Here is a 23985-nt window from a genome sequence, read left to right on the forward strand (position 1 = left end):
AGCAGATTTACAGCAGTTTGCAGGGGAAAAGCAGCGTCTATTATCAGTTTACTTGCTGGCGTCAGGCGTCGGCACTACAATCGGCGCGTCACCTGAAGAGAACCGTTCCAAGATGCCAAAGCACGATAAGATTTTTGCGACCCCTCAGCAAGATATCCCTGACTTCAGTTTCAATGAGCAGGTCGTTTCCGTTTTCCCCGATATGATCTCCCGTTCCATTCCCGGCTACGGCGCCATCATCGATGGCATCGGCGCCATCTGTGCCCGAGTGGCGCAGGATCACACCCGGCTCTATGATTTGGGGTGCTCACTGGGCGCAGCCACCCTGTCCATGCGCCGTCATGTGGGCGAAAACCACTGCCGCATCATCGCCGTCGACAACTCCGAAGCGATGGTCAGCCGGGCCCAGGAGCACCTGAATGCCTTTGTCAGCGGCACCGATGTGGAGTTGGTGTGCGCCGACATCCGCGATGTGGCCATTGAAAACGCCTCGATGGTAGTGCTGAACTTCACCTTGCAGTTCTTGCCACCGCAGGATCGCGCCGAGCTGATGAACAAAATCTATCAGGGGCTGGTGCCCGGTGGTGTGGTCATCGTCTCTGAAAAACTGCGTTTCGAAGGCGAACGTCTGCATCAGTTGCTGGATGAGATGCATCTGGACTTTAAACGGGCCAACGGCTACAGCGAACTGGAGATCAGCCAGAAACGTACCGCGCTGGAGAACGTGATGAAACCCGACAGCAAGCAGCAACACTACCAACGCTTCAAGGACGCCGGTTTCAGTGAATACAGCAGCTGGTACCAGAACCTGAACTTCACCTCGCTGATGGCCATCAAATGATCGAGTTTAAACAGTTCTTCCAACGCATCGCCGATTCCAAGCTCAGCCACTGGCTGGAGACCTGCCCGACCCAGTTAAGCCAATGGCGCAAGCTGCACGCCCACGGCGATTTCCCCAAATGGGAAAAGGTGGTGGCGAAGATGCCGATCATGGAGCTGGACCAACAGGACATCAAGACCCAGGTGATGTTTGGCAGCGGTGCCCAGCTGGACGACGGCCGCACACAGAAACTGCACAACCTGCTCAAGTTCTTCCATCCCTGGCGCAAAGGCCCCTACCACCTGCACGGCATCCACATCGATACCGAGTGGCGCAGTGACTGGAAGTGGGATCGCCTGCTACCCCACATCAGCCCACTAAAGGGCCGCACCGTGCTGGACGTGGGCTGTGGCAGTGGCTACCACATGTGGCGCATGCTCGGCGAGGACGCTGAACTGGTGATCGGCATCGACCCATCGGATCTGTTCCTGGCCCAGTTCGCCGCCATTAAAGCCATCGCCGGAAATCCGGACAGCATCCACCTGCTGCCTCTGGGCATTCAACAACTGCCTGAGCTGCGAGCCTTCGATACGGTGTTTTCCATGGGCGTGCTGTATCACCGCACCTCCCCCATCGATCACCTGTTGCAACTGCGCAACCAATTGAACAAAGGCGGGGAACTGATTCTGGAAACTCTGGTCGTAGAGGGGGACGAAAACACCATACTGGTGCCACCAGGGCGATACGGCAAGATGAACAACTGCTGGTTCCTGCCCTCCTCAAAAGCCTTGAAACTGTGGCTGGAAAAGTGCGACTTTAACGATGTCCGCATCGTCGATGAGGCCGACACCACCCTGGGCGAACAGCGGCAAACCGACTGGATGACTCACCAATCGTTACAAGATTATCTGGATCCGACCGATTCCAGTAAAACTGTCGAGGGACATCCGGCCCCCAGACGTGCCATACTGATCGCCACAAAATAGAACAAAATCATGAATATCGACCTTACCCAAGGATAAGGAATCAGAGATGAAGATGAACCACCTGCTCGTACCCCTCGCGACGTTGTCCCTGCTGGGCGGCTGTGCGAACCTCAACGGCGACAACGAGGCCGCCAAGCAAGCGCAACTGGATCAGCTGGTTAACCAGCAAACCGAACAGCTGCAAACTCTGATAGTCGATACCTGCACCCCTAAGGCAGACCCCAACCAACCCTACATGGAGCAGTTGGTCACCGAGATGGCCGGGGTCAATGCCCAACTGACGGCACTGGTAGAGAAACAGGCGGTGCCAGTGGTGACCTGCCCGGAAGTCAGCACCGAATCCCCCATCGGGGACAAACTGATTCTGGGTGAAGTCGAGCGTACTTATGTGCAAGAGGTGGGCATGGAGTTTGAAACCCGGGTCGACACCGGCGCCGAGTCCTCCTCCATCGACGCCCGTAACATCACCCTGTTTGAGCGCGACGGCAAGCAATGGGTGCGTTTCGATGTGCCGAACCGCGAAGCGCCGGACACCGAAGCCAAAACCATTGAAGCCAAGGTTGAGCGCATCGCGCAGATTAAAAAAGGTGCCGCCGACGGCAAACAGGAACGTCCGGTGATTCGGGCCCGCCTGAAGATTGGCGACTACGTTGCCGACACCGAACTGAACCTGAACGATCGCAGCCATCTGGATTACCCACTGCTGCTGGGGCGTAAGTTCATCAAAGACATCGCCGTGGTGGACGTCAGCCGCAGCCATGTCCAAAGTAAAAAACCGGCCAAAAAGCCTGCTAAACCCACTGAATAACGGACCTGTTCTCAATGGCCTCTAAGAAACCCTTCTACTTCCTGGTCGCGTTGCTGCTGTCCTTGGGCATCGGCTCCTCGATCTACCGCCACGTCGTCGACGGCATCCCCCTGTTTCCCGGCGCCCAGACCACCAACTGGACCGTAGAAGCGCGGGTTGCGTTTCAGGCGAATGGCCAGCCCATTGAGGTGTCCCTGGCCCTGCCTGAAGATCCCGGCTTTGAGATCCTGTCTGAAAGCGCCGCCTCTCCAGGCTATGGCCTGACGGTTGCCCGTCAACAGCAAGCCCGCCGCGCGGTGTGGACCAAGCGGGAAGCCATGGGACAGCAGGAGCTGTACTTCACCGCCAACCTGGTGGCCAGCGGCCGTTCCGGTCTGGCCGAATCAGTCCCACCGTCAGAGCCACAGGCAGAGACCTGGGCCGAAGGTGTGGACACCGCCGCCCAGGCCCTGATCGATCTGGCCTGGAGCCGCAGCGCCACCAACCTGTCCTACGCTCAGCAGATTGCCAAGATGCTGTCCGATACCGAACAGGCTCAGAATGTGGCCCTGCTGCTCAGTCACTACAAGCCGGAAGATCTGATGGTGCAGCTGCTGCACTCCGCCAAGATTCCAGCCCGGGTCGGCCACGGTTTGCGCCTGGAAGACGGTCGTCGCCGTCAGTCGTTGGTACCCATCGTCGAAGTGTATGACGACGGAGCCTGGCACCTGTTTGATCCCCTGACCGGCACCAGTGGCCGCGAAGAGAACATGCTGCTGTGGCAACGCTCCAGCGCCTCAGTTCTGGACATTACCGGCGCCGCCAACTCCACCGTGACCTTCTCCATCATTCGTGATACCCGTCCGGCAATGGCCACCGCTCTGGATATGATGAGCGCCAAAGGGCTGGCGTCGTTCTCGCTGTACTCGCTGCCTCTGGAAGAGCAGAGCCTGATTCGAGGCCTGATGCTGGTGCCCATCGGCGTGCTGGTGGTGGTGTTCCTGCGTGTGCTGGTGGGACTGAAAACCTCAGGCACCTTTATGCCGGTGCTGATCGCGCTGGCGTTCATCCAAACCACCCTGCTCACCGGCTTGATTGGCTTCTTGCTGATTGTTGCCGTCGGCCTGTACATTCGCGGCTACCTCTCCAACCTCAACCTGTTGTTGATATCGAGGATCAGTGCGGTGGTGATCGTGGTGCTGGGGATCATCGCCGGCTTCACCGTACTGGCCTACAACCTCGGATTAACCGAAGGTTTGACCATTACCTTCTTCCCGATGATCATCCTGGCCTGGACCATCGAGCGGATGTCGATCCTGTGGGAAGAGGAAGGCCCTAAAGAGGTCGCCATTCAGGGCGGCGGCAGCCTGCTGGTCGCCACCATCACCTACCTGTGCATGGTCGCGCCACTGGTGCAGCATTGGGTGTTCAACTTCCTGGGCATTCACCTGGTGATTCTGGCCGGGGTGCTGATGATGGGCCAATACACCGGTTACCGCCTGTTGGAACTGCGCCGCTTTAAGCCTCTGGCAGGAGACGACTGATGCTGTTTTGTCACCCATCCAAGCTGAAAACCAAAGGCATCATGGGGATGAACCAACGCAACATCTCCTACATCGGCCGCTATAACCCGCGCTCGCTGTACAAACTGGTGGACGATAAGCTGCGCACCAAACAGATTGCCATGAAGGGCGGCATCGACGTGCCTGATCTGATCTCGGTGATCGGTCAGCAGCACGAAATTAAAGACCTGACCAACCGCATTCGCGGCTTCGCCGGCTTCTGCATCAAGCCGGCCCAGGGTTCCGGCGGCAAGGGGATTTTGGTGATCACCAAGGTCTCGGAAGGCCGGTATTTCAAGCCCTCCGGCGACGAAGTCACCCTGGCCGAAATGGAACGCCATGTCTCCAACGTCCTGGCGGGGCTGTTCAGCCTCGGCGGCAAAAATGACGTGGCGGTCATCGAGGCCCTGATTCAATTTGACCCGGTGTTTGAAGGCTACTCCTTTGAAGGGGTGCCGGACATTCGGCTGATTGTCTTCAAAGGCTACCCGGTGATGGGGATGCTGCGCCTGTCCACTGCCGCCTCAGACGGCAAAGCCAACCTGCACCAGGGCGCCGTCGGGGTCGGCATCGACATCGCCACCGGACGAGCCCTGAGGGCGGTGCAGTTTGACCAACCGGTGACCCACCACCCGGACACCAACAAACGGTTGTCCGACATGGCGGTTCCCCACTGGGATCGGTTGCTGACCCTGGCCGCCGGATGCTACGAGATGTCCGGCCTGGGCTACCTGGGCACCGACATGGTACTGGACACCGAACGGGGTCCTCTGCTGCTGGAACTCAACGCCCGCCCTGGGTTGGCGATTCAGATCGCCAACGGGGAAGGCCTGTTACCACGGCTGCAACAAGTCGAATCACTGCCCGCCCATCCTGTGGATGTGGCCACTCGAATTGCCCGTTCCAAGGAGTGGTTTGGCCGTGAACGCCAATTGGATCAGACCGCCTAGCGCACTGATTCTGATCGGATTGCTGGTAAGCCCCTCGGGGCTTGCCGGCACTACCCTGGATCTGTGTCAACAACTGATTACCCCGCCCGAGTCCAACAGCGTCATTCAACAGCAGCGTTATCTGGCCCAACTGGTACAACTGACCGATCAACTGCGCGCCGCACCGTCGCGAGCGCAAGAGCTGGCTCAGTGTCATCACCTGGCCAGCAAAGCGCTGGCGACGCTGGACCACCAAGCCAGTCAACCGGTGACCCAATTGACCGCCGAGGCGGCCTACCTGAATCTGACCACCGCCAGCAAACGGCAACTGCGACTGGATCGGGTTGACTGCCAACTGGATGAAGCGACGGATCCGCAACCGGCACTGCTGCCACTGCGACGTCAGGATGTTGGCCGTTACCTGTACCAAAGCCCCGGCGAGCGCTGCAGCCAGTACGTATGGCTCGGCTGGGAGAATCGCGGCGGCAACGACACCCGACTGCTGCTGGATCGCATTCTGCAGGCCGCCAGCGACCATGCCAAGTCACAAGGCTACAGCGACAGTGTTGAGCATGCGCTGGCGGGTAACTACCTGGACTCGCCACAGAAAGTGTCGCGCTGGCTGCAATCGTTGCCGGTATCACAGGCGGAATTGCCCTGGCAACCCCATGCGGTCCCCCGCTACCGCAACCTCAATCCCGCTCAGCTGAGCCAGGCCGCGTTGCAAGCCCTGACCGCAACCCTGGGGCTGACTCTGGCCAAGCTCGATAATGGCAGCTGGCAAGTGTGGGATCAGCGCCGTTACCTGGGGGTGGTAACATTGACCCCGGGCAAGCGCACCGAACTGAGAGTGATTCAACGGCACATCGTCGGCCACCATTTTGGTGTCGCCGAGGTGGTCTATCGCAGCAAGACCAAGTGGCGCTTCAGCCACGTCGAGCAACTGCTGGCCCGCCAATCTCAGGCGCTGTATGCCCTGGCCGGCCAGCCATTGGCAACCCACCAGGGCCAACGGTGGGAAGCGGATCTACAGGGACTGACCGCCGCCCTTGGCGAAGCGCTGGCCCACAGCGCCTCGTTCAGTGCCCCATTGGGCCCCTTGCCTCCGGCGACGCCCCAGGGGTTTCAGGCCAGCGAATTGTTTGACGCCGAGATGGCGCTGGTGGTCTGGCGCCAGGATAATCTCGATGAAGCCGGGTTAATGCAGGCCCAATCCCGGCTGTTTCAGCACTATTTTCATCACCCGGCGCCGTCACACTGGCGCTGGTGGAACTCCCGTCCGCAACTGATCCGCCAGGGACCGCTGCTGTACCGCAAACAGCTGAGCCGCCAATTGGCGGCTCAGCTCATCAGTCGGTGGCAGCAGGGCCAACTCAGTGGCTCACAGCTGTGGCGGCAACTCTATGTCGACACCAATCACCAGCCCATGACGTCCACGTTGGACGCCCTGGGAGTGGGTTTACACCAGCGCCAGTAACTGCTCCTGGGCCTGGTCAACCACAGCGGCGTCCATGGCCACCCCGCCGGCAGAGACCAGAGATACATCGGTAATGCCAACAAAACCCAGTACCGTCTTCAGATAGGTGTCGTTGTGGTTCAGGTGCGCCATCGGGGTGCCATCGGCGTAGTTACCACCGCTGGAGGCGACAATCACCGCCTTGCGTCCGGCCAGCTCCCCTTTTGGCCCTTGCTCGGTGTAGTTAAAGGTGCGACCGACGCGACAGATCTGATCCACCCAGGACTTCATGCCGACCGTGACAGAAAAGTTGTGCATCGGCGAACCCAGAACCACTTCATCGGCGGCAAACAGCTCATCCACCAGCTCGTCGGATTGAGCCACGGCCTGCTGCTGCGCCTCGCTGCGCTGGTCTTCCGGGGTGTAAAAGGCGCCAATGGTATCCTGGCTCAGCTGGGCCACGGCATCGCCGCTGACATCACGGCGAATAACCCGGCTGCCCGGGTTGGAGGCCAACCAGGCATCGGCATAGGCGGCCGTCAGTTTACGGGTGTTGGACGTGGCAGAGTTAGGGCTGGCATCGACAATCAACAGGGTTTTCATGGTCTGGTATCCTTAATCGGTATCTCAATGGGATTGATGACTATATTAATTGCAAGAAACAGAAATAAAATTGCATAATATCGGTCAAACCTATCTAAGGATTAGAACTATGTACCGGCCTCATTCGACCCTGGAGCAGTGGCGCATCCTTCAGGCCGTGGTGGATTATGGCGGTTACGCCCACGCCGCCGCCGCCCTGAATAAAAGCCAGAGCTCCCTCAACCACGCCGTCGCCAAACTGCAACAGCAGTTGGGCGTGCAGTTGCTGCGGGTCAAGGGGCGTAAAGCGGAGCTCACCGATGAAGGTAAGGTACTGCTACGCCGTTCCAGGCAACTGACTCAACAGATCGAGCAGCTGGAGCAACTGGCCAATAACATGGAGCAAGGCTGGGAACATGAGCTGATCATCTCCCGCGAAAGCATCTACCCATCCCAGTACCTGTTTGATGCCCTGTCCCGCTTCTATCCGGAAAGCCGTGGTACTCGAGTGACCGTCATCGACAACATCATCAGCGGCAGCAGCGATGCCATTAGCAGCCGCAGTGCCGACCTGGTGATCACCGGCCATGTGCCCCCCGGCCATCTGGGCACGCCACTGGCGATGATCAAGATGATCCTCTGCTGTCATCCCAATCACCCGCTGACCCGGGAACAGGAAGTGGACTCCGGGCGACTGGAGCGCGAATTGCAGATCGTGATTCGGGACACCGGTACCGCCGCCCGCGACAGTGACAAAGATGTGGGCTGGCTCAAGGCCAAGGAGCGTTGGACCGTTAGCCATTTTTTCGATGCCATCGACATTCTCAAGCAGGGCGTAGGCTTCTGCTGGATACCGGATCACATGGTTGCCGAGGCATTGACCAACGGCGATCTGGTGTCGCTGCACTCCAGTGTGGAAAAACACCTGATTCCTCTGACTCTGGTGATCCCCAACCCGGACAACCTGGGGCCGGCCGGAAAACGCTTCGCCGAAATCCTACAGCAATGCAGCCCCCTGACCAGTTCTCACCCCATCGTCGGCACCCCTGTCTCGGCTCGAGGACCGGACTTTGGCCCCTGAGCCGCAGGGTTACACACCGAGCAAAACCGAGTCCTCACCGCTCTGCGGCTGATCGCCGAGGCCGTCAATCAACCATTGATGTAACTGACGCACCGCCGGGCTGAGGCGGCGGCGATCGGGACAGACCAGATTCAGCGGCGCCGGTTCACCGAGCCAGGGACCGGCTATCTCCAGCAATCGACCAGCGCGCAGATCCTCGGCCACATCCAGCCTCGACTTATAGGCGATGCCCGCCCCCATCAGCGCCCAGCGATGCACCACATCGCCGTCATCGCTGCTGCGATTACCAGAGACTTTGATCTCCCGTAACTGACCCTGCTGCCAAAACCGCCAGCGATCGTAGTGGGACTCGCCCAACATGAAACAGAGACAGTTTCTGTCTGCCAACTGCTCCAGACTCTGTGGCTGACCATGGCGACGCAGATACTCCGGTGAGGCGCACAACACTCGGCGGTTTTGCTTCACGACCGGCAACGCGACCAAACTGGAATCTTCCGGAATTCCGTAGCGAAGCGCCAGGTCCACCGGCTGCGCATACACATTGGCCAGCCGATCCGTCATCTGTATCCGCACCTGTAATTTGGGGTGTTCACGTTGAAACTGATCCAGCAGCGGCAGTAACCGGTTCCGCCCCAGGCCCGAGGGCATCGACAGCTGCATCAAGCCGCTAAGACCATGGGCTTCAGACTGTAACTCGGCGGCGGCGGCCTCCAGTACCTCGACCCCGTGCTGACACTGAATCAGAAACCGCTCTCCCTCCGGGGTCAGGCGCAGGCTGCGGGTGGAGCGAACGAACAACACGGTGTTGAGTTCAGTCTCCAACCGTTTGACCGCCGCACTGACTGCCGCCGGCGTTAATGCCAGTTGTCGCGCTGCCGCCGACAGGCTGCCCAGTTGGGCCGTTTTCATGAACAAGGTCAGATCCTGCAGAGCCTTCATTTTCAAATTTTATTTTAAAGAGATGATGGCCAATGCTAGTTTTTCAATCATACGGCGTCAAATAGACTGAGTTCAGCGTGCCGAAGCCCAGCGGCTACGGCATTAATTTGAATAGCGGAGAGCCCCCATGAAAGCCATCGGATACCGTCAGCCCCATCCACTGAGCAGCAGCACCCAGCTGCAATCCATTGAACTGCCCATGCCCGGCGCCAGCGGCGACGATCTGCTGGTTCGCGTGCACGCCATCTCGGTCAATCCGGTGGACACCAAGGTTCGCCAGCGGGCCGGCGGCGTCGACGGCCTCAATGACGGCTATAAGATCCTCGGCTGGGATGCTGCGGGGGAAGTGGTCGCCATTGGCGATAAGGTGACCGACTTTAAGGTGGGCGATCAAGTGTGGTACGCCGGCGATCTGACCCGCCCGGGCAGCAACGCCGAATACCAGTTGGTGCACCAGGAGTTGGTTGGTCGCAAACCCGCTAACCTCAGTTTTGCTCAGGCCGCCGCCCTGCCCCTGACCACCATCACCGCCTGGGAGATCCTGTTCGACCGGCTGAAACTGGATCCCAACGCCGATCTCAGTCAGCGGACCCTGCTGGTCATCGGCGCCGCCGGTGGCGTTGGCTCGATCCTGCTGCAACTGGCCAACCACCTAACCGACATTCGAATTGTCGCAACCGCGTCTCGGCCGCAAACCCAGGATTGGGTCAAGCGCTTAGGGGCGGATGCGGTTATCGATCACCGCCAGCCACTGTCCGAGGCACTGGCCGAGGCCGGCATCGACGGGGTCACCGACGTCGTCAGCCTGACCCACAGCGAACACCACTGGCCAGAGATTGCCAAGCTGATCGCGCCACAGGGACAACTGGCACTGATCGACGACGCCCCCAGCCTGGACATCATGCCCTTTAAGCAGAAGAGCATCTCATTGCACTGGGAGTTTATGTTTACCCGCTCGCTGTTTTCGACTGCGGACAGAGTCAAGCAACAACAGTTGCTGAACAAGGTGGCGGACCTGGTGGAGTCCGGCGCGGTGATCAGCACCGCCGATGCCCACTTTGGTTCCATCTCGGTGGCCAACCTGCACCGGGCTCATACCCTGCTGGAGTCGGGCACCGCCAAGGGCAAAATAGTGCTCGAGGGGTTTGAGGATTAAAGTTTCCTCAGACAAATGAAAAAGGCGCCCATGGCGCCTTGTTTTAATGTCCGGTCAACGCCCGGTCCCAATCCTTCCACACCGGCGTCAGCCCGGCTGCCTCAATGGCACTGGCCACCCGTTCTGGTGACCGGGCATCATCAATGGAAAACTGGGCCAGATCCTCGCTGGCGTCGGCATAGCCGCCAGGCCGGGTGCTGGACCCGGCACTCATGGTGGTCGGCCCCAGAGTCATCACGTTGTCCCTGAAACTGGCGGATTCCCGGGTCGACAGCGACAACTCCAACTCCGGACCAAACAACCGCAGGGCACAGATCAACTGCAACAACTCCCGCTCACCCACAGGACTCACCGGTTCGACACCGCCGGTACAGGGACGCAGTCTGGGGAAGGAAACCGAATAGCGACTGCGCCAATAGCGGCGCTGCAAATAGTCCAGATGCAGGGCGACCATGGCCGCTTCCACCCGCCAATCGGCCAGGCCATACAAGGCGCCAATGCCAATTTTGTCGACGCCCGCCTGCCCGAGGCGATCCGGCGTCTCCAGCCGAAAACGAAAGTCCTGCTTATTGCCCCGCAGATGATGCTGGCCATAGGTGGGACGGTGATAGCTCTCCTGGTACACCATCACCGCGTCCAGGCCCAGCGCCCTGAGCTCGGCATAGTGTTGGCTTTCCAACGGCTGTACCTCCATCATTACCGTCGAAAACCGAGCCTTGATTCGCGGCAGTACGCGCCGAAAATACGCCATTCCCACCTTAGTCTCATGCTCGCCGGTCACCAACAGGATCGCATCGAAGCCCAGCGCCTTGATGGCATCCACCTCCCTGTCCAGTTCATCGTCGGTCAACGTATGGCGCTTTATGCGGTTGCTCATGGCAAAGCCGCAGTAGTCGCACTCATTGGCGCACAGGTTGGACAGGTACAGCGGCACATACAACCCCATGGTGTTACCGAAACGCTGGCGGGTCAGAGCCTGAGCCCGCGTGGCCATCTGTTCCAGGAACGGCGTGGCCGCCGGTGAGATCAGCGCCATAAACCCCTGCCAATCCAGGCGTGGGCGTGCCAGAGCCTGCCGAACCGCCTGTTCGCTGGTGGCATGGATGCTCAGAGCCAGATGGTCCCATTGCTGCTGTTGCCACAGGTCATAAAAACTCATGGACTACCCCAGAAATCCGGTCAGCGGACTGGACGCGCTGGCCTGGAAGGACACCTGACCCAAGCCCGCCTCGTAGGCCTGACGGCCGGCCTGCACCGCCAGCTTGAAGGCCGTCGCCATGGCCACCGGATCCCGGGCAACGGCAATGGCGGTGTTCACCAATACTGCGTCGGCCCCCAACTCCATGGCGTCGGCACCCTGTGAGGGCGCGCCGATCCCGGCATCCACCACCACCGGCACACCGGCCTGTTCAATAATGATCTTCAAAAATTCACGAGTCGCCAGCCCTTGATTGGAGCCGATCGGCGCGCCTAGCGGCATCACCGCGGCACACCCTACCTCCTCCAATCGTTTGCACAGCACCGGATCGGCGTGGCAGTAGGGCAACACCACGAAGCCTTCCCGGCACAACTGCTCCGCAGCCTTGAGGGTTTCGATGGGATCCGGCAGCAGATAGCGGGGATCCGGGTGGATCTCCAGCTTAAGCCACTGGGTTCCCAGTGCTTCCCGGGCCAGGTGCGCCGCGTACACCGCTTCCTCCGCGGTCTTGGCCCCCGAGGTGTTGGGCAGCAGATTGACGCCCAGTTCACGAATGGGGCCATAGAGATCGCCCCGTCCGCCACTGAGATCGACCCGTTTCAGGGCCAGGGTGACCAGTTGCGAGCCGCTGGCCGCCAAGGCGTCAATCATCAGCGTCTCTGAAGCAAATTTTCCGGTGCCGCTGAACAGCCTGGAGTCAAAGGTTTTATCGGCAATGGTAAGCACATCAGCCTCCTGCAATTACACTGAAAATATCGACGCTGTCACCTTCCCGAAGTGAAGTCTGTGGCCAGCTGTTTCGTGGCACGATGCGGTTGTTTACCGCCACCGCCACCCCGGGCTGTTGTTGATTCAGTTGAGTGAGTAGCCCGGACAGGGCCATTGGGGCAATGGCCCGAGACTCACCGTTGACCTCTATCTTGATCATTGCGGTTCTCCACACACAGGGCAGTGCGGCACTCGTTCGAGATCGAACGAACGCCAACTCAGGGTTTGAGCATCAAAACGCTGCACCCGATCGCCGGGCACCGAAAGCCCCAGCAACCGACGAATGGCGATTAACGCCTGCATACCGGCTACCGATGTCAATACCGGCCCCGCCACACCGGCCTCGCGGCAGCTTCGGGGTGTGGCCTGATCGTTAACCGGGCTGAAACAGGCGAAACACGGCCCCTGACCATCTACCAGTTGCAGTTGCCCCTGCCAGCCCACCGCCGCCGCCGTAACCAAAGGCAGTCCCAGGGCGACACAGTGACGGTTGATGCAGTGACGGGCCTCGAGGTTGTCGGTGCAATCCAACACCAGATCCACCCGCTGAAGCAGCGCCGCCATAGCGCTCTCCTCCGCCATCGCCACCATCGCTTCGACCTGCAGGGCCGGATTGTGGGCCAGGGCCCAGGCCTTGGCCGCCTGCACCTTGGCCATCCCCTGCTGCTCTGGCCGGTACAACCATTGTCGCGGCAGGTTGGACAGCGACACGGTATCGGCATCGATCAGCCGTAACCGGCCGACGCCCGCCCCGGCCAGGTTGACCAATGCCGGCACCCCCAGGCCACCGAGACCGAAAATAGCAACGCACTTGTCCGCCAGCTGCTGCTGGCCTTGCTCGCCCCAGTTCGCCAGCAATATCTGCCGACCGAAGCGCAGGTAATCGGCATCATTCAGCATACAGCGCCTCCCGTTGCGGCCGCCCCTGCTCAAAGGCGTGATACAAGCCCTCCAGCGCCCGGTTGACGTCCGGCGCCTCGGTAACCGCCCGCACCACGGCCACACTGCCCACGCCACAACGGGACACGGGCTCGGCCCGGTGCAAATCGATGCCGCCGATGGCCACCGTGGGCCACTGGCCCGCGAGCAGGCGGTTGTATCGCCTCAATCGCGTCAATCCCTGGGGCTGAGAAGGCATCTGTTTGGTGGTGGTGGGAAAGATGTGCCCGAGGGCGACGTAGCTGGGATTCAGCTGCACCGCCCGCAGTATTTCGAAGTAACCATGAGTCGATAGCCCCAGTTTCAGACCCGCCCGGGCAATGGCTTCCAGATCCGCATCCACCATGTCTTCCTGCCCCAGGTGAACGCCGTAGGCGCCACAATCGATGGCCAGTTGCCAATAGTCATTGATAAACAACCGAGCCTGGCAGCGCCGGGCCAACGCCACCGCCTGTTGCACCAACGGCCGAGCCTGAGTCTCATCCAGGCCCTTGACTCGAAGTTGCAAGGTTCGAACTCCCTGGGCCAACAGCCGCTCGACCCAAGCGACGGAGTCCACCACCGGATAGATCCCCAGGGTCAAGGTATCGCAGCGTGCGAACGGGGTCAGAGGCTGACGAAACGGGCCCGCAAACCCAAACTGCTGCTCCAGTGCGTCCCCGGCCAATGGCACTCGAGGAAACGCCGCCATCTGCTCGGGCCAACCGGTGCGCGCCAATGGCCCCTGTCCCTGCCCAGGGCGATAGCTTTGAAGCAAGCCCTGATGCAGATAAGCCCGGGTCAACACCAGCGCATCCTCACGGTCGTAGCCCAATGCCAGGAAGCAGGCCAGAGCCGACGCCAGGGTGCAGCCGCTGCCATGGGTGTTGTCTACGACCAGACGTTCGCCATCCATCAGAAAATGCCGTTCTGCGTCCAGATAGAGATCGATGCAGCGGCCAGGGATCAGGTCGAAATGGCCCCCCTTTGCCAGCACTGCCGGCGCTCCCTGGGCCATTAGCGCCCGGGCGGCGTCGGTCATGGCCCGGGGCGATGGGATCGGTTGCCCGGTCAGGGCCGCCAGTTCATCGCCATTGGGTGTCACCACATCCACGAACGGCCACAGTGGGGTAAACCGGGGTTCGGCCCCCATGCGGCCGCTGAGCCTGGCGCCGGACGACGCCACCAGCACCGGATCCAGAATCACCGCCGGCAATGGGTCTCTGGCGGCCAACCAGTCGGCCAGCAACTGAATCTGTTCGTCGTCGGCCAACAGACCGATCTTGATGGCGGCCGGACGCAGGTCATCCCAGAGCGCATCAAGCTGGGCCACGAAGGTGGCATTGCTGACTCGCTCTACGGCGGTGACGGCCACCGAGTTTTGAGCGGTGATGGCCGACACCACACTGCAGCCGTGGCAGCCGAGATCGGCCATGGTCAGCAGGTCGGCCTGTAGGCCGGCGCCACCGCCGGAATCCGAGCCGGCAATGGTCCAGACGATGGGCCGCGGCCCCTGTTCGGCCCCGGTCACGACTGCGTCTCCAGGGTCTCCTCGCCGCCCAGGGCATGGTACAACTGCCCACCCTGGTCCCGAAACGCCTGGGATTGCTGAGCCATTCCCTTGGCAATCTCGGCGTCATCCTGAACTTCGACCACCTGGGCCAATGGATCTCCGCTGCCATTTTTGGCGGCGTAGTCACGCACCTCCTGGGTGATTTTCATCGAACAGAATTTCGGTCCGCACATGGAGCAGAAATGCGCCACCTTAGCGCTTTCCTGCGGCAGAGAGGCATCGTGATAGGCACGGGCGGTTTCGGGATCCAGTGACAAGTTAAACTGGTCTTCCCAGCGGAATTCAAATCGTGCCAGAGACAGGGCATTGTCTCGAATCTGTGCCCCGGGATGACCTTTGGCGATGTCGGCGGCATGGGCGGCAATCTTGTAGGCGATCAAGCCCTGTTTCACGTCCTCTTTATCCGGTAATCCCAGGTGCTCTTTCGGCGTGACGTAGCACAACATGGCGCAGCCGTACCAGCCAATCATCGCCGCGCCGATGCCGGAGGTGAAGTGATCGTAGCCCGGTGCGATGTCGGTAATTTGTGGACCGAGGGTGTAAAACGGCGCTTCGAAACACTCCTGCAACTGCTTGTCCATATTGACCTTGATCAGCTGCATCGGCACATGGCCGGGGCCTTCGATAATGGTCTGAACGTCGTGTTTCCAGGCGATTTTGGTCAGCTCGCCCAGGGTTTCCAGTTCGGCAAACTGGGCCCGGTCGTTGGCATCGGCCACGCTGCCAGGGCGCATGCCATCCCCGAGAGACAATGCCACGTCGTATTGAGCACACAGCTCACAGATAGCCTCAAAGTGTTCATACAGGAAGTTTTCTTTGTGATGAGACAGGCACCACTTGGCCATGATGGAGCCACCACGGCTGACGATGCCCGTAACCCGCTCTGCGGTCATGGGCACATAACGCAGCAGCACACCGGCATGGATGGTGAAATAATCCACCCCCTGCTCCGCCTGCTCAATCAAGGTATCGCGGAAGATGGGCCAGGTCAGATCCTCGGCAATGCCATTGACCTTTTCCAACGCCTGATAGATGGGCACGGTGCCGATGGGCACCGGACTGTTGCGGATGATCCATTCGCGAGTCTCATGGATGTGGCGACCGGTGGAGAGATCCATCACGGTGTCGGCCCCCCAGCGGCAACTCCACACCAGTTTCTCGACCTCCTCTTCGATGGAGGAGCTCACCGACGAGTTGCCGATGTTGGCATTGACCTTGACCAGAAAATTGCGGCCGATGATCATCGGTTCCGCTTCCGGGTGATTGATGTTGGCCGGAATGATGGCGCGGCCGGCGGCTACCTCACTGCGAACAAACTCGGCGGTAATGTTCTCCGGCAGGTTGGCACCAAAGCTCTGACCCGGCTGGGCCTGGGTCAGAATCTCATTACGCAACCGCTGCCGACCCAGGTTTTCCCGAATCGCCACGTACTCCATTTCCGGTGTAATAACGCCGTTTCTGGCGTAGTGCAACTGACTGACATTAGCCCCGGCTTTGGCCTTACGCGGTTTAGGTAACTGTTCAAAGCGCAGATGGTCAAAGCCGGCGTCCGCCAGTCGTTGCTGAGTATAATCCGAACTCACCGACGTCAGTTCTGTGGTATCGCCGCGCTCCAGTATCCACTGGCGCCGCAACGGCGCCAAGCCGACACGCACATCGATGTCACTGTCAGGATCGCTGTAGGGGCCGGCGGTGTCGTACACCGGAATGGATTCGTTATCACGGGTAATGGGGTTGGCGCGGTCGCCACCGATCACCGACGGTGTCAGGTGTACCTCACGCATGCCAACCCGCAGATCGTCGCGGCTGCCGGTCAGGTAGAGTTTTTCTGAATTGGGAAAGGGGTGGCCTTTGAGGCCATCGAGGTAACGCTGGGCGTGTTCACGATTATGACGTCTGTTCGACATGAGCAATCTCCAAAATAGGTAGGGGAAATTGCTTGTCGGACGGGTTCCTGAAACGAGAATTGAGCCAGGGCAATGCCCGAAAAATCCACGGTCACTTGTAAGGGATCTCGGGCACACTCTGGCTGTAGCTTGTTTTCCTACGCAGGTACTAACCTGTTCAGGTTCCACGGATTCCGCAACGCGGTCTCAGCCCTAAGGCACTCCGACAAGACCCGAGCAGTATAGGAACTTGATCCAGGGGAAACAAGCCCCTGATTTCAGGTTTATGGCAATCGCGGCGTCGATGCCCTGTGGCCGTCACAACACTCAACGGCCGTGCAGGAGGCGCCAGGGCAAAGGAATCGAACTCAGCGGGTCGCTGCCGACGCCTGCAGCAATTCGGCCATTTTCTGGTGCACCAGGTTGATGGCCTTTAACGGACGAATCATCACTTTAAATTCGGTGATCTGGCCGTCATCGTTGCAACTAATCAGGTCAACACCGTTGATCTCGATGCCATCGATCTCGGTAACAAACTCCAGCGACAAGCGGTTGCCGCCGTCGATTTTGTTGACGTAACGGAACGACGGCGTCATCAAAATTGAAAATGCCGCCTGCAGGTAGGCGGTGGTGATCGCCTTGCCTCGCTGCGGGGTGTGTACCACCGGGCTGTAGAAACACACCTCATCGGCCAGAAGTTGTGGCAGGCTCGATACGTCGCCGCTGCTGATCAGGGTATTCCAGCGCTCCATTGGGGTCATTGTTTGCTCTCCATCCATGCGATTGATTCAAAATCCAGTCACCAAGATTACCGAAGATAGCCCATAGTTCAAAACAGATGGCGACATATCGCTTCATCATCATCCTGCTGGGGTTAGCGAAAATATGCGGTAAAGGGCAACTGCGGCAGTGATTTCCCGTTGCCATTTTTACTCCGGTCACAGCCAATCTCTTGAGAGCGGGCCATAGACGGTATATTCTACCCGGCTAATTATAAGGAGTTTGCCATTGAGCCCCCTGCAAGAACGCCCCGTTTTTCTGTTTGATCTCGACAACACCCTGTACCACCCCGATGCCGGAATCCTTGATCAGGTCGGCTCGCGCATGAAGCACTACGTTGCCGACAAGCTGGCTCTGAGCCCGGAGCAAGCCACCGAACTCTGTTTTGGCTACTACCACAAGTACGGCGGTACCCTGCGCGGATTGCAGCAGCACCATCCGGAAGTGGATCTGGACGATTTCAGTGTCTACGCCCATGACGTCGACACCAGCAAACTGCATCATAATGCGGATCTGGCCGAGCAGTTGAACGCCCTGCCGCAAAAGCGCTACATCTTTACCAACGCAGCGCTTCCCTATGCCCGTCGTCTGATGGGCATCATCGGCATTGACCAGTGCTTTGACGGCATCTTCTCCGTCGAAGATACCGGCTTTAAGATGAAGCCGGACCCCCATGCCTATGAGCAAATCGCCGCCAAGTTTGGTTTTCGAGGCTGCGACGCGGTGATGTTTGACGATCAACCGGCCAACCTGGACACTGCCCAAGGTTTTGGCATTCGCACCGTGTTGGTAAATCGGCCGGACGTGCGCCAGCATAACGCCTGCTATGCCACCAGCTCGCTGACTCACTTCCTGCGCAAACTGAACCAGTCTCACTCCTGACCCGGTCATCAAAGCGCTCCATGGAGCATGGTTTAACATTGCCGTGTGATGCCACTATGCCCTATGCTCAATGAGGCACTAAGACTCACCCCAATGAGGGTGGACACCGACTGATTTCACCTTCTGGGATCGCACATGGACAGGCAGAGACCGAGACAACCGTTACCGGCCCCCTACCACTGCCCCCCGCATCATGAGCCGGGGACAGGCTCATGAGCACACTGCAGCAGGATCTCAGCCGCCGTTTTCAGCAACAATACGGTCGGGATCCCCATGCCTGTTATCACGCCCCCGGCCGGGTCAACCTGATGGGCGCCTCCACCAGCAACCAGAACGGTCTGGTGCTGCCCTGCGCCATTGAGTTCGGCACCACCTTAATGCTGGCCCCAACCCGAGGCAACATGGTTCACGCCAGCCTAAGCGACGACCTGTCACGTCAAGCCAACTGGAATCCGGACCACTTCCCACCGACCTCGGACAAAGATCCCATGTGGATCAATCACATTCAGGGGGTTTTGATGGCCCTCAAAGCCCGGGGCTATCGGCTCAACGGGCTGAACATCATGGTGCATGCGTCCTTACCCCCTGGGGTCGCCCTCAAAGACAGTGCCTCTCTGGGCGTTGCCCTGACCTATGCCCTCAATGACCTGTTTCACCTCGGACTGTCGCCACAAGGCATCGCTCAGGTCAGCCAACAGGCCAAGCGCGAGGTTAATGCCCGTCAGGACAGTCTGGTGGATCCGTTGATCAGCGCCATCGCCACCGAGGATCATGCCACGCTTATCGATTGCAAAAGCCTCAGCTGGCAAGGCATTCCCCTGCCCGATTCGGCACAACTGGTGGTGTTCAATATTCAGGGCGGCACCAGCCCCCACTGGCAAAAGGAACTACAACGACAGGGCCAGTGCCGGCAAGCCGCCCGCTTCTTTAACCAGCCCACTCTGCGGGAAGTCACCATAGACCAGCTCAATGGTGCCCGTCAGCAGATGCACCCCGAGTTGTATCAACGGGCCCGACACGTGGTCAGCGAGAATCAACGGGTACTGGAGATGGCCGATGCCTTGGTGCAGCAGGATTACCCTGCCATTAGCCGCTTAATGGCCAGTTCACACCAGTCTCTGAGTGATGACTATGCCCTGGCCAGCCCGGCCATCGATGCCCTGGTCAGGGTGGTTCGCTCTGCTCTTGGGGAGCGAGGCGGGGTTCGAATGAATGGCATAGGCTGCTACGGCGACGTGGTTGCACTGATGCCTGCGGCTATAAAATCAGCAGTTATTAAGCAAGTTATGCAAGAATTTTCCCAACAATCCGGGCTTTATGCTACCTTCATCAGCACAAGAGCCAGTTCAGGAGCCTGTCGTGTCCGTTAAGATCACCCCCCTGTCCCCCTGGGAGCATTACCGCGTCGGTGAGCTGCCAAGAATTCAGATTGAAAATGATCACCTTCGCCTGGAAGTACTGGCGTTGGGTGGCATCGTCCGCAAGCTGGAGTTAAAGCGACCGGATGGCCGCTGGCAAAACCTGGTTCTTGGATGCGACAGCGCCGGCGATTACCTGTCTCAGAAAGCCTGCCTGGGATCGGTGGTGGGTCGCTGGGCCAACCGCATCGCCAATGGCCGCTGCCTGGTGGATGGCTACGAACTGGAGCTGGATGCCAACCTCTATCCCCACCACCTCCATGGTGGCCTGGCGGGATTCCATCACAAGGTGTTTGCCCTGACCCCCATCGACGATGGCATCAAGCTCAGCCTCAGCAGTGCCCACGGAGAGGCCGGTTTCCCAGGTAACCTGCAACTGGAGGTGTTCTACCGTCTCAAAGGCAGCCAATGGCTGGTAACCATGAACGCCGAAGTGGATCGCCCCTGCCCGGTCAACCTGACCCAGCACAGTTACTTTAACCTCGGCGGGCCAATCACCGGCTATCAACTGCACAGTGACGCGCCTTACATTGTCATGACCGACAAAGAAGGCATTCCGGTCACTCTGGAAGAGACCAGCCGTAATCCCCTGGATCTCAACCCCAACCCCAGCATCGGCGAGCTGATGGACCAACCATTGGAAGCACTGCGCCAGGTGGGCGGTCTCGACCACTGCTACCTGTGGCCCGACGACGATGCCCAGCTCAAGACCCGGGCACAGCTGCTGTCGCCGGCCTCCGGCATCAAGCTGACGCTCCTCAGCGATCAACCTGGCCTGCAGTTGTACACAGGTAACCATCTGGGAGGCACCCCCGCCTATGACGGCAAGTGCTACAAGCACCACCAAGGCATGGCGCTGGAGCCCGGCCTGTGGCCCGATGCCCCTAACCAACCGGGGCACACCAAGGGGATTTTACGCCCCGGCGAGACCTATCAACACCATACGGTCTACCAATTCGACAACGTCTAAGTCCCTATCCATATTAAAAAATCCGCCAGCTGGCGGATTTTTTTTGCCTAATTAATTGTACAAGACTTGCAAAGCTGTACAACTATGGTCTAGCTTTATCGTTAAAGTTATACATGAGGAAAGGCCATGTACAAGTTTAACCAACACCGCATTCAAGTGGGGATCAGTGCCTGCCTGCTGGGAGAGAAAGTGCGCTTTGACGGCGGCCATAAGCAGAGCCGCTTCTGCCAGGACGACCTGGGCCAGCATGTGCAGTTTCGCCCCATCTGCCCCGAGGTCGCCATCGGCATGGGCACCCCGAGGCAAACCATTCGCCTGGTGGCCGCCGACAAGGTGCGGGTTAAAGCCTCCGACGGCAGTTTCGACGTCACCGAGCCGCTGAACGACTTCTCCCGCGCCACTTCCGCCACCCTGGGATACCTCAGTGGTTACGTATTCTGCGCCAAATCCCCCACCTGCGGCATGGAGCGGGTTAGCCTGTACCAGCCAGACAGCAACAATTCGGTCCGGGAAGGGATCGGTGTCTTTGCCCGGCGCATCATGATTGACCATCCCAACCTGCCGGTAGAAGAGAACGGCCGCCTTAATGATCACAACCTGAGAGAGAACTTTGTCACTCGTGTGTTCGCCTACCACGACTGGCAGCAACTGCGTCATCAAGGCCTCAGCGCCGACGCCCTGTACCGCTTTCACGCCAGATACAAATACCTGTTGATGGCCCACGATCTGCAGGTGTACAAGAGCCTGGGCAAGGAGCTGGCCAACGCCGGCTCCGACCTGACCACCTTTGCCGACCGCTATGAATCTCAGTTTATGGGGGCGCTGAAACGGCACGCCAGCCGCAAGGCCCATACCAACGTCCTACAGCACATTCAGGGCTATTTGAAACGGGAACTGAGCAGCCAGGAGCGAGTCGCCCTGGCCGAGTGCATCGATAAATATCGCCGCGGCCTGCTGCCTCTGCTGGCGCCAATCGCGCTACTGAAGCACTACATGACCCTGTATCCCAACCCCTACATCAACGAACAGGTTTACCTGAATCCTCACCCGGAAGAGATGCAACTGCGTTATGAACACTGATTACACCTTGGCGAAATACCCGATCCGTGAGGTCTCGGCCCGCACCGGCGTCAACTCGGTCACCCTTCGGGCCTGGCAGCGGCGCTTTGGCCTGCTGAATCCGCAGCGCACTGCCAAAGGCCACCGGCTCTACAGCGAGCAAGACATCGACACCATTGAGACCATCGTCGGCTGGTTGGAAAAGGGGGTGGCCATCAGTCAGGTCAAGCCCCTGCTCGACACCCCGAATGCCGACGTCGATGCCGATCACTGGCAGCAACAGATCGATGGCTTAATGGCTCAGGCTCTTAACCTCAATGGCGAGGGATTGCAGCAGCAATTGGATCACCTGACGGCCATGTACCCCTTTTCCCTGGTCAGCAACCGGGTGCTGCAGCCCTGGCTGTCACAATGGCACAAACAGATTCAAGCACGGGCGGATGCCGAGGGGCTGGACAGCTGGCTACTGACCCAACTGTCACTGCGGCTGTCGACCCGGTTTACCCTGACCAACCAGAATAATCCCGGCCCCGCCGTCGCCCTGATTCACCTTGGCATAACGCCTGCCATCTCCCGGCAACTGCTGGATCTGGAGTGGACACTGGCCGGCGTCAGGGTACAGCCCCTGCCCCTGACCACCCTGACCAGCCTGCCGCTGATACTTGATAGGCTACTGCCGCGGCCACTGCTGCTGAACCTCGGGGCCAAGCCGGCGGCCAGCGACCTCAACGTTATTCGACAACTGACTCAGGCCGGCCACAGCCTGCTGTTGACTGGCGAGTTCGCCCAGATGCACAGCCAGAAGCTGGAGCTGGCGGCCGTTCCCTGCCACAAGGAGGCGTTGCAATGACAGTGATCTGGTTTCGGCGCGATCTGCGCATCGAGGACAACCCCGCTTTAACGGCCGCGGTGGCCAGCGGCGCTCCGGTAACCGCGCTGTACATCAGTTCACCGGCCCAGTGGCAGAGCCACCATGTGGCGCCGATACAATTGGATCTGACCAAACGGGCACTGAACCTGCTAGGCCGGCAACTGGCGGCCATTGGCATACCCCTGCACCACCTGGTGGTGCCCTGGTACCGCGACATTCCGGCGGCACTGAAACAGTTCTGCCAGCAGCAGCAGTGTCAACGGGTGTTTGCCAACCGCGACCACGAAGTCAACGAGCAGCAGCGGGATCAGCGGGTGGCCGACAGCGGCATCGAGCTGTCCCTGCACCACGGCGACTGCCTGGTGCCGCCTGGCAACGTCACCACCGACAGTGGCGACATGTACCGGGTGTTTACCCCGTTTCGGCGCCGCTGGCTGCAACAGCTGCGGCAAACCCTGACGGCGCCACTGCCGGCCCCAAGCGCCGGGCCCGCCCTTGCGGCTCCGGTACCGATTCAATTGCCGGTCCACACCACAAGCAGCGGCGCCTGGGAGGTGAGCGAGTCAAACCTTCGCACCATGCTGGCCGAGTTTGTCGACCAGCGGGTCAACCTGTACCACCTGCAGCGGGACCTTCCCGCGATCGACGCCACCAGCCGTCTGTCTCCCTATCTGGCTTTGGGAATGATATCGCCGCGACAATGCCTGCACCAGTTGCTGCTACGAGCCCCCTGGGCTCTGGAGCAAGCCGAGTCCGGGCCCTTCACCTGGCTCAGTGAATTGGCCTGGCGAGAATTTTACCGGCACCTGATCGTAGCCTGGCCTAAACTCTGTAAAGGTAAGAATTTCAATCCTCTGGGTGACAATATTCAATGGAATGATCGACCCGATCTGTTTGATGCCTGGTGCCAGGGACGCACCGGCTACCCGCTGGTGGACGCGGGCATGCGCCAACTGCAACACAGCGGCTGGATGCACAATCGCCTGCGCATGGTAACCGCCAGCTTCCTGACAAAAAACCTGCTGATCGACTGGCGTCACGGTGAGCGCTGGTTCTCACAACACCTAGTCGACGGCGACCTGGCTGCCAATAACGGGGGCTGGCAGTGGTGTGCCAGCACCGGCTGCGATGCGCAGCCTTACTTTCGCCTGTTCAATCCGATTCGGCAGAGCGAAAAATTCGATCCACAGGGTGACTTCATTCGTAAATACGTCCCAGAGTTATCTGATTTAGATAACAAAATGATTCACATGCCGAACGATGAACGGCGCCCTGACGATTACCCGGCACCGGTGGTGAACTACCGTGACAGCCGGGCACTGGCATTGTCGCGCTTCTCGGTGATGAAAAAAGGAACTTAACTT

Annotated in this window: 23 protein-coding genes and 1 riboswitch; of the genes, 14 read left to right on the forward strand and 9 right to left on the reverse strand. The window is 59.6% G+C overall.

The features are described 5' to 3' along the window. The first annotated feature begins 112 nt into the window (after positions 1 to 112). From cmoA to J8Z22_RS12210, 6 genes are read left to right on the forward strand one after another with little or no spacing between them, the layout of a single operon-like run. Positions 113 to 841, forward strand: a complete 729-nt coding sequence (gene cmoA / locus J8Z22_RS12185; RefSeq protein ID WP_028111970.1) for a carboxy-S-adenosyl-L-methionine synthase CmoA — start codon at positions 113 to 115, stop codon at positions 839 to 841. After that, positions 838 to 1806 carry a tRNA 5-methoxyuridine(34)/uridine 5-oxyacetic acid(34) synthase CmoB gene (cmoB, locus tag J8Z22_RS12190; protein WP_028111969.1) on the forward strand — a complete coding sequence of 323 codons (969 nt, stop codon included), beginning with the start codon at positions 838 to 840 and terminating at the stop codon, positions 1804 to 1806. The genes cmoA and cmoB overlap by 4 nt, the downstream gene beginning before the upstream one ends. Before the next feature lie 46 nt (positions 1807 to 1852). Further along, complete coding sequence (locus J8Z22_RS12195; RefSeq protein WP_252006591.1) at positions 1853 to 2614, forward strand: ATP-dependent zinc protease; 762 nt, start codon at positions 1853 to 1855, stop codon at positions 2612 to 2614. 14 nt (positions 2615 to 2628) lie between these two features. Further along, complete coding sequence (locus J8Z22_RS12200) at positions 2629 to 4137, forward strand: inactive transglutaminase family protein (protein WP_028111968.1); 1509 nt, start codon at positions 2629 to 2631, stop codon at positions 4135 to 4137. Beyond that, positions 4137 to 5105, forward strand: coding sequence for an alpha-L-glutamate ligase-like protein (locus J8Z22_RS12205; protein WP_028111967.1), 969 nt, complete (start codon positions 4137 to 4139; stop codon positions 5103 to 5105). The genes J8Z22_RS12200 and J8Z22_RS12205 overlap by 1 nt, the downstream gene beginning before the upstream one ends. Continuing rightward, entirely contained in the window at positions 5077 to 6561 is a 1485-nt protein-coding gene (locus tag J8Z22_RS12210) for a hypothetical protein (protein WP_252006592.1), read from the forward strand. The genes J8Z22_RS12205 and J8Z22_RS12210 overlap by 29 nt, the downstream gene beginning before the upstream one ends. Here the strand turns inward: J8Z22_RS12210 and J8Z22_RS12215 are convergent. Beyond that, positions 6544 to 7143 (reverse strand): FMN-dependent NADH-azoreductase, encoded by a 600-nt coding sequence (locus J8Z22_RS12215; RefSeq protein ID WP_028111965.1) that lies wholly within the window; start codon positions 7141 to 7143, stop codon positions 6544 to 6546. The genes J8Z22_RS12210 and J8Z22_RS12215 overlap by 18 nt on opposite strands. A 109-nt stretch (positions 7144 to 7252) precedes the next feature. Here J8Z22_RS12215 and J8Z22_RS12220 point away from each other — a divergent pair, with 109 nt between their 5' ends. After that, positions 7253 to 8203: a LysR substrate-binding domain-containing protein gene (locus tag J8Z22_RS12220; RefSeq protein WP_252006593.1), complete on the forward strand. Its 951-nt coding sequence runs from the start codon at positions 7253 to 7255 to the stop codon at positions 8201 to 8203. 9 nt (positions 8204 to 8212) lie between these two features. On the opposite strand, the gene J8Z22_RS12225 is transcribed toward J8Z22_RS12220, so the two are convergent. Beyond that, positions 8213 to 9142 carry a LysR family transcriptional regulator gene (locus tag J8Z22_RS12225; protein ID WP_252006594.1) on the reverse strand — a complete coding sequence of 310 codons (930 nt, stop codon included), beginning with the start codon at positions 9140 to 9142 and terminating at the stop codon, positions 8213 to 8215. Between the two features lie 127 nt (positions 9143 to 9269). Here J8Z22_RS12225 and J8Z22_RS12230 point away from each other — a divergent pair, with 127 nt between their 5' ends. Next, entirely contained in the window at positions 9270 to 10298 is a 1029-nt protein-coding gene (locus tag J8Z22_RS12230; protein ID WP_252006595.1) for a zinc-binding alcohol dehydrogenase family protein, read from the forward strand. 43 nt (positions 10299 to 10341) lie between these two features. Here the strand turns inward: J8Z22_RS12230 and thiH are convergent, their stop codons facing one another. The 7 genes from thiH to J8Z22_RS12265 all read right to left on the reverse strand — a co-directional run bounded on the left by thiH (position 10342) and on the right by J8Z22_RS12265 (position 17402). After that, positions 10342 to 11457, reverse strand: a complete 1116-nt coding sequence (gene thiH, locus J8Z22_RS12235) for a 2-iminoacetate synthase ThiH (protein ID WP_252006596.1) — start codon at positions 11455 to 11457, stop codon at positions 10342 to 10344. A 3-nt stretch (positions 11458 to 11460) separates the two neighbouring features. Continuing rightward, on the reverse strand, positions 11461 to 12222 hold the full coding sequence (locus tag J8Z22_RS12240; protein ID WP_028111962.1) for a thiazole synthase: 762 nt from the start codon (positions 12220 to 12222) through the stop codon (positions 11461 to 11463). Between the two features lies 1 nt (position 12223). Beyond that, positions 12224 to 12424: a sulfur carrier protein ThiS gene (gene thiS, locus J8Z22_RS12245; protein ID WP_252006597.1), complete on the reverse strand. Its 201-nt coding sequence runs from the start codon at positions 12422 to 12424 to the stop codon at positions 12224 to 12226. Then, positions 12421 to 13164, reverse strand: coding sequence for a HesA/MoeB/ThiF family protein (locus J8Z22_RS12250; protein ID WP_252006598.1), 744 nt, complete (start codon positions 13162 to 13164; stop codon positions 12421 to 12423). The genes thiS and J8Z22_RS12250 overlap by 4 nt, the downstream gene beginning before the upstream one ends. Beyond that, entirely contained in the window at positions 13154 to 14713 is a 1560-nt protein-coding gene (thiE, locus tag J8Z22_RS12255; protein WP_252006599.1) for a thiamine phosphate synthase, read from the reverse strand. Before thiE ends, J8Z22_RS12250 begins: the two co-directional genes overlap by 11 nt. After that, a complete protein-coding gene (gene thiC, locus J8Z22_RS12260; protein WP_252006600.1) occupies positions 14710 to 16662 on the reverse strand; it encodes a phosphomethylpyrimidine synthase ThiC in 1953 nt (650 codons plus the stop codon). Before thiC ends, thiE begins: the two co-directional genes overlap by 4 nt. 116 nt (positions 16663 to 16778) lie before the next feature. Beyond that, positions 16779 to 16877: riboswitch (TPP riboswitch) on the reverse strand. Positions 16878 to 17009: 132 nt separating this feature from the next. Then, on the reverse strand, positions 17010 to 17402 hold the full coding sequence (locus tag J8Z22_RS12265; RefSeq protein ID WP_252006601.1) for a nuclear transport factor 2 family protein: 393 nt from the start codon (positions 17400 to 17402) through the stop codon (positions 17010 to 17012). A gap of 247 nt (positions 17403 to 17649) precedes the next feature. Between J8Z22_RS12265 and J8Z22_RS12270 the strand changes: the two genes are divergently transcribed. From J8Z22_RS12270 to phrB, 6 genes are all read left to right on the forward strand, one after another. Continuing rightward, positions 17650 to 18303 carry a pyrimidine 5'-nucleotidase gene (locus J8Z22_RS12270; RefSeq protein WP_028111957.1) on the forward strand — a complete coding sequence of 218 codons (654 nt, stop codon included), beginning with the start codon at positions 17650 to 17652 and terminating at the stop codon, positions 18301 to 18303. A 212-nt stretch (positions 18304 to 18515) separates the two neighbouring features. After that, positions 18516 to 19673 carry a galactokinase family protein gene (locus J8Z22_RS12275; RefSeq protein ID WP_252006602.1) on the forward strand — a complete coding sequence of 386 codons (1158 nt, stop codon included), beginning with the start codon at positions 18516 to 18518 and terminating at the stop codon, positions 19671 to 19673. Then, on the forward strand, positions 19663 to 20691 hold the full coding sequence (locus J8Z22_RS12280; RefSeq protein ID WP_252006603.1) for an aldose epimerase family protein: 1029 nt from the start codon (positions 19663 to 19665) through the stop codon (positions 20689 to 20691). The genes J8Z22_RS12275 and J8Z22_RS12280 overlap by 11 nt, the downstream gene beginning before the upstream one ends. A gap of 126 nt (positions 20692 to 20817) precedes the next feature. Then, on the forward strand, positions 20818 to 21771 hold the full coding sequence (locus J8Z22_RS12285) for a DUF523 and DUF1722 domain-containing protein (RefSeq protein ID WP_028111954.1): 954 nt from the start codon (positions 20818 to 20820) through the stop codon (positions 21769 to 21771). Next, complete coding sequence (locus tag J8Z22_RS12290) at positions 21761 to 22600, forward strand: MerR family transcriptional regulator (RefSeq protein ID WP_252006604.1); 840 nt, start codon at positions 21761 to 21763, stop codon at positions 22598 to 22600. The genes J8Z22_RS12285 and J8Z22_RS12290 overlap by 11 nt, the downstream gene beginning before the upstream one ends. Then, positions 22597 to 23982: a deoxyribodipyrimidine photo-lyase gene (gene phrB / locus J8Z22_RS12295; RefSeq protein ID WP_252006605.1), complete on the forward strand. Its 1386-nt coding sequence runs from the start codon at positions 22597 to 22599 to the stop codon at positions 23980 to 23982. The genes J8Z22_RS12290 and phrB overlap by 4 nt, the downstream gene beginning before the upstream one ends. The last annotated feature ends 3 nt before the right edge of the window (positions 23983 to 23985 follow it).

It is taken from the genome of Ferrimonas sp. SCSIO 43195, assembly GCF_023716685.1.
Taxonomy (GTDB): Bacteria; Pseudomonadota; Gammaproteobacteria; order Enterobacterales; family Shewanellaceae; genus Ferrimonas; species Ferrimonas kyonanensis.

What these genes read in the sequence shown, in the direction of transcription:
- J8Z22_RS12265 (WP_252006601.1), bottom strand. Translation starts at nt 17,402, where the DNA reads ATGACCCCAATGGAGCGCTGGAATACCCTGATCAGCAGCGGCGACGTA.
- J8Z22_RS12230 (WP_252006595.1), top strand. Translation starts at nt 9,270, where the DNA reads ATGAAAGCCATCGGATACCGTCAGCCCCATCCACTGAGCAGCAGCACC.
- J8Z22_RS12275 (WP_252006602.1), top strand. Translation starts at nt 18,516, where the DNA reads ATGAGCACACTGCAGCAGGATCTCAGCCGCCGTTTTCAGCAACAATAC.
- J8Z22_RS12290 (WP_252006604.1), top strand. Translation starts at nt 21,761, where the DNA reads ATGAACACTGATTACACCTTGGCGAAATACCCGATCCGTGAGGTCTCG.
- phrB (WP_252006605.1), top strand. Translation starts at nt 22,597, where the DNA reads ATGACAGTGATCTGGTTTCGGCGCGATCTGCGCATCGAGGACAACCCC.
- thiS (WP_252006597.1), bottom strand. Translation starts at nt 12,424, where the DNA reads ATGATCAAGATAGAGGTCAACGGTGAGTCTCGGGCCATTGCCCCAATG.
- J8Z22_RS12250 (WP_252006598.1), bottom strand. Translation starts at nt 13,164, where the DNA reads ATGCTGAATGATGCCGATTACCTGCGCTTCGGTCGGCAGATATTGCTG.
- J8Z22_RS12205 (WP_028111967.1), top strand. Translation starts at nt 4,137, where the DNA reads ATGCTGTTTTGTCACCCATCCAAGCTGAAAACCAAAGGCATCATGGGG.
- J8Z22_RS12195 (WP_252006591.1), top strand. Translation starts at nt 1,853, where the DNA reads ATGAAGATGAACCACCTGCTCGTACCCCTCGCGACGTTGTCCCTGCTG.
- J8Z22_RS12200 (WP_028111968.1), top strand. Translation starts at nt 2,629, where the DNA reads ATGGCCTCTAAGAAACCCTTCTACTTCCTGGTCGCGTTGCTGCTGTCC.
- J8Z22_RS12225 (WP_252006594.1), bottom strand. Translation starts at nt 9,142, where the DNA reads ATGAAGGCTCTGCAGGATCTGACCTTGTTCATGAAAACGGCCCAACTG.
- cmoB (WP_028111969.1), top strand. Translation starts at nt 838, where the DNA reads ATGATCGAGTTTAAACAGTTCTTCCAACGCATCGCCGATTCCAAGCTC.
- J8Z22_RS12285 (WP_028111954.1), top strand. Translation starts at nt 20,818, where the DNA reads ATGTACAAGTTTAACCAACACCGCATTCAAGTGGGGATCAGTGCCTGC.
- J8Z22_RS12220 (WP_252006593.1), top strand. Translation starts at nt 7,253, where the DNA reads ATGTACCGGCCTCATTCGACCCTGGAGCAGTGGCGCATCCTTCAGGCC.
- J8Z22_RS12215 (WP_028111965.1), bottom strand. Translation starts at nt 7,143, where the DNA reads ATGAAAACCCTGTTGATTGTCGATGCCAGCCCTAACTCTGCCACGTCC.
- thiH (WP_252006596.1), bottom strand. Translation starts at nt 11,457, where the DNA reads ATGAGTTTTTATGACCTGTGGCAACAGCAGCAATGGGACCATCTGGCT.
- thiC (WP_252006600.1), bottom strand. Translation starts at nt 16,662, where the DNA reads ATGTCGAACAGACGTCATAATCGTGAACACGCCCAGCGTTACCTCGAT.
- cmoA (WP_028111970.1), top strand. Translation starts at nt 113, where the DNA reads ATGCCAAAGCACGATAAGATTTTTGCGACCCCTCAGCAAGATATCCCT.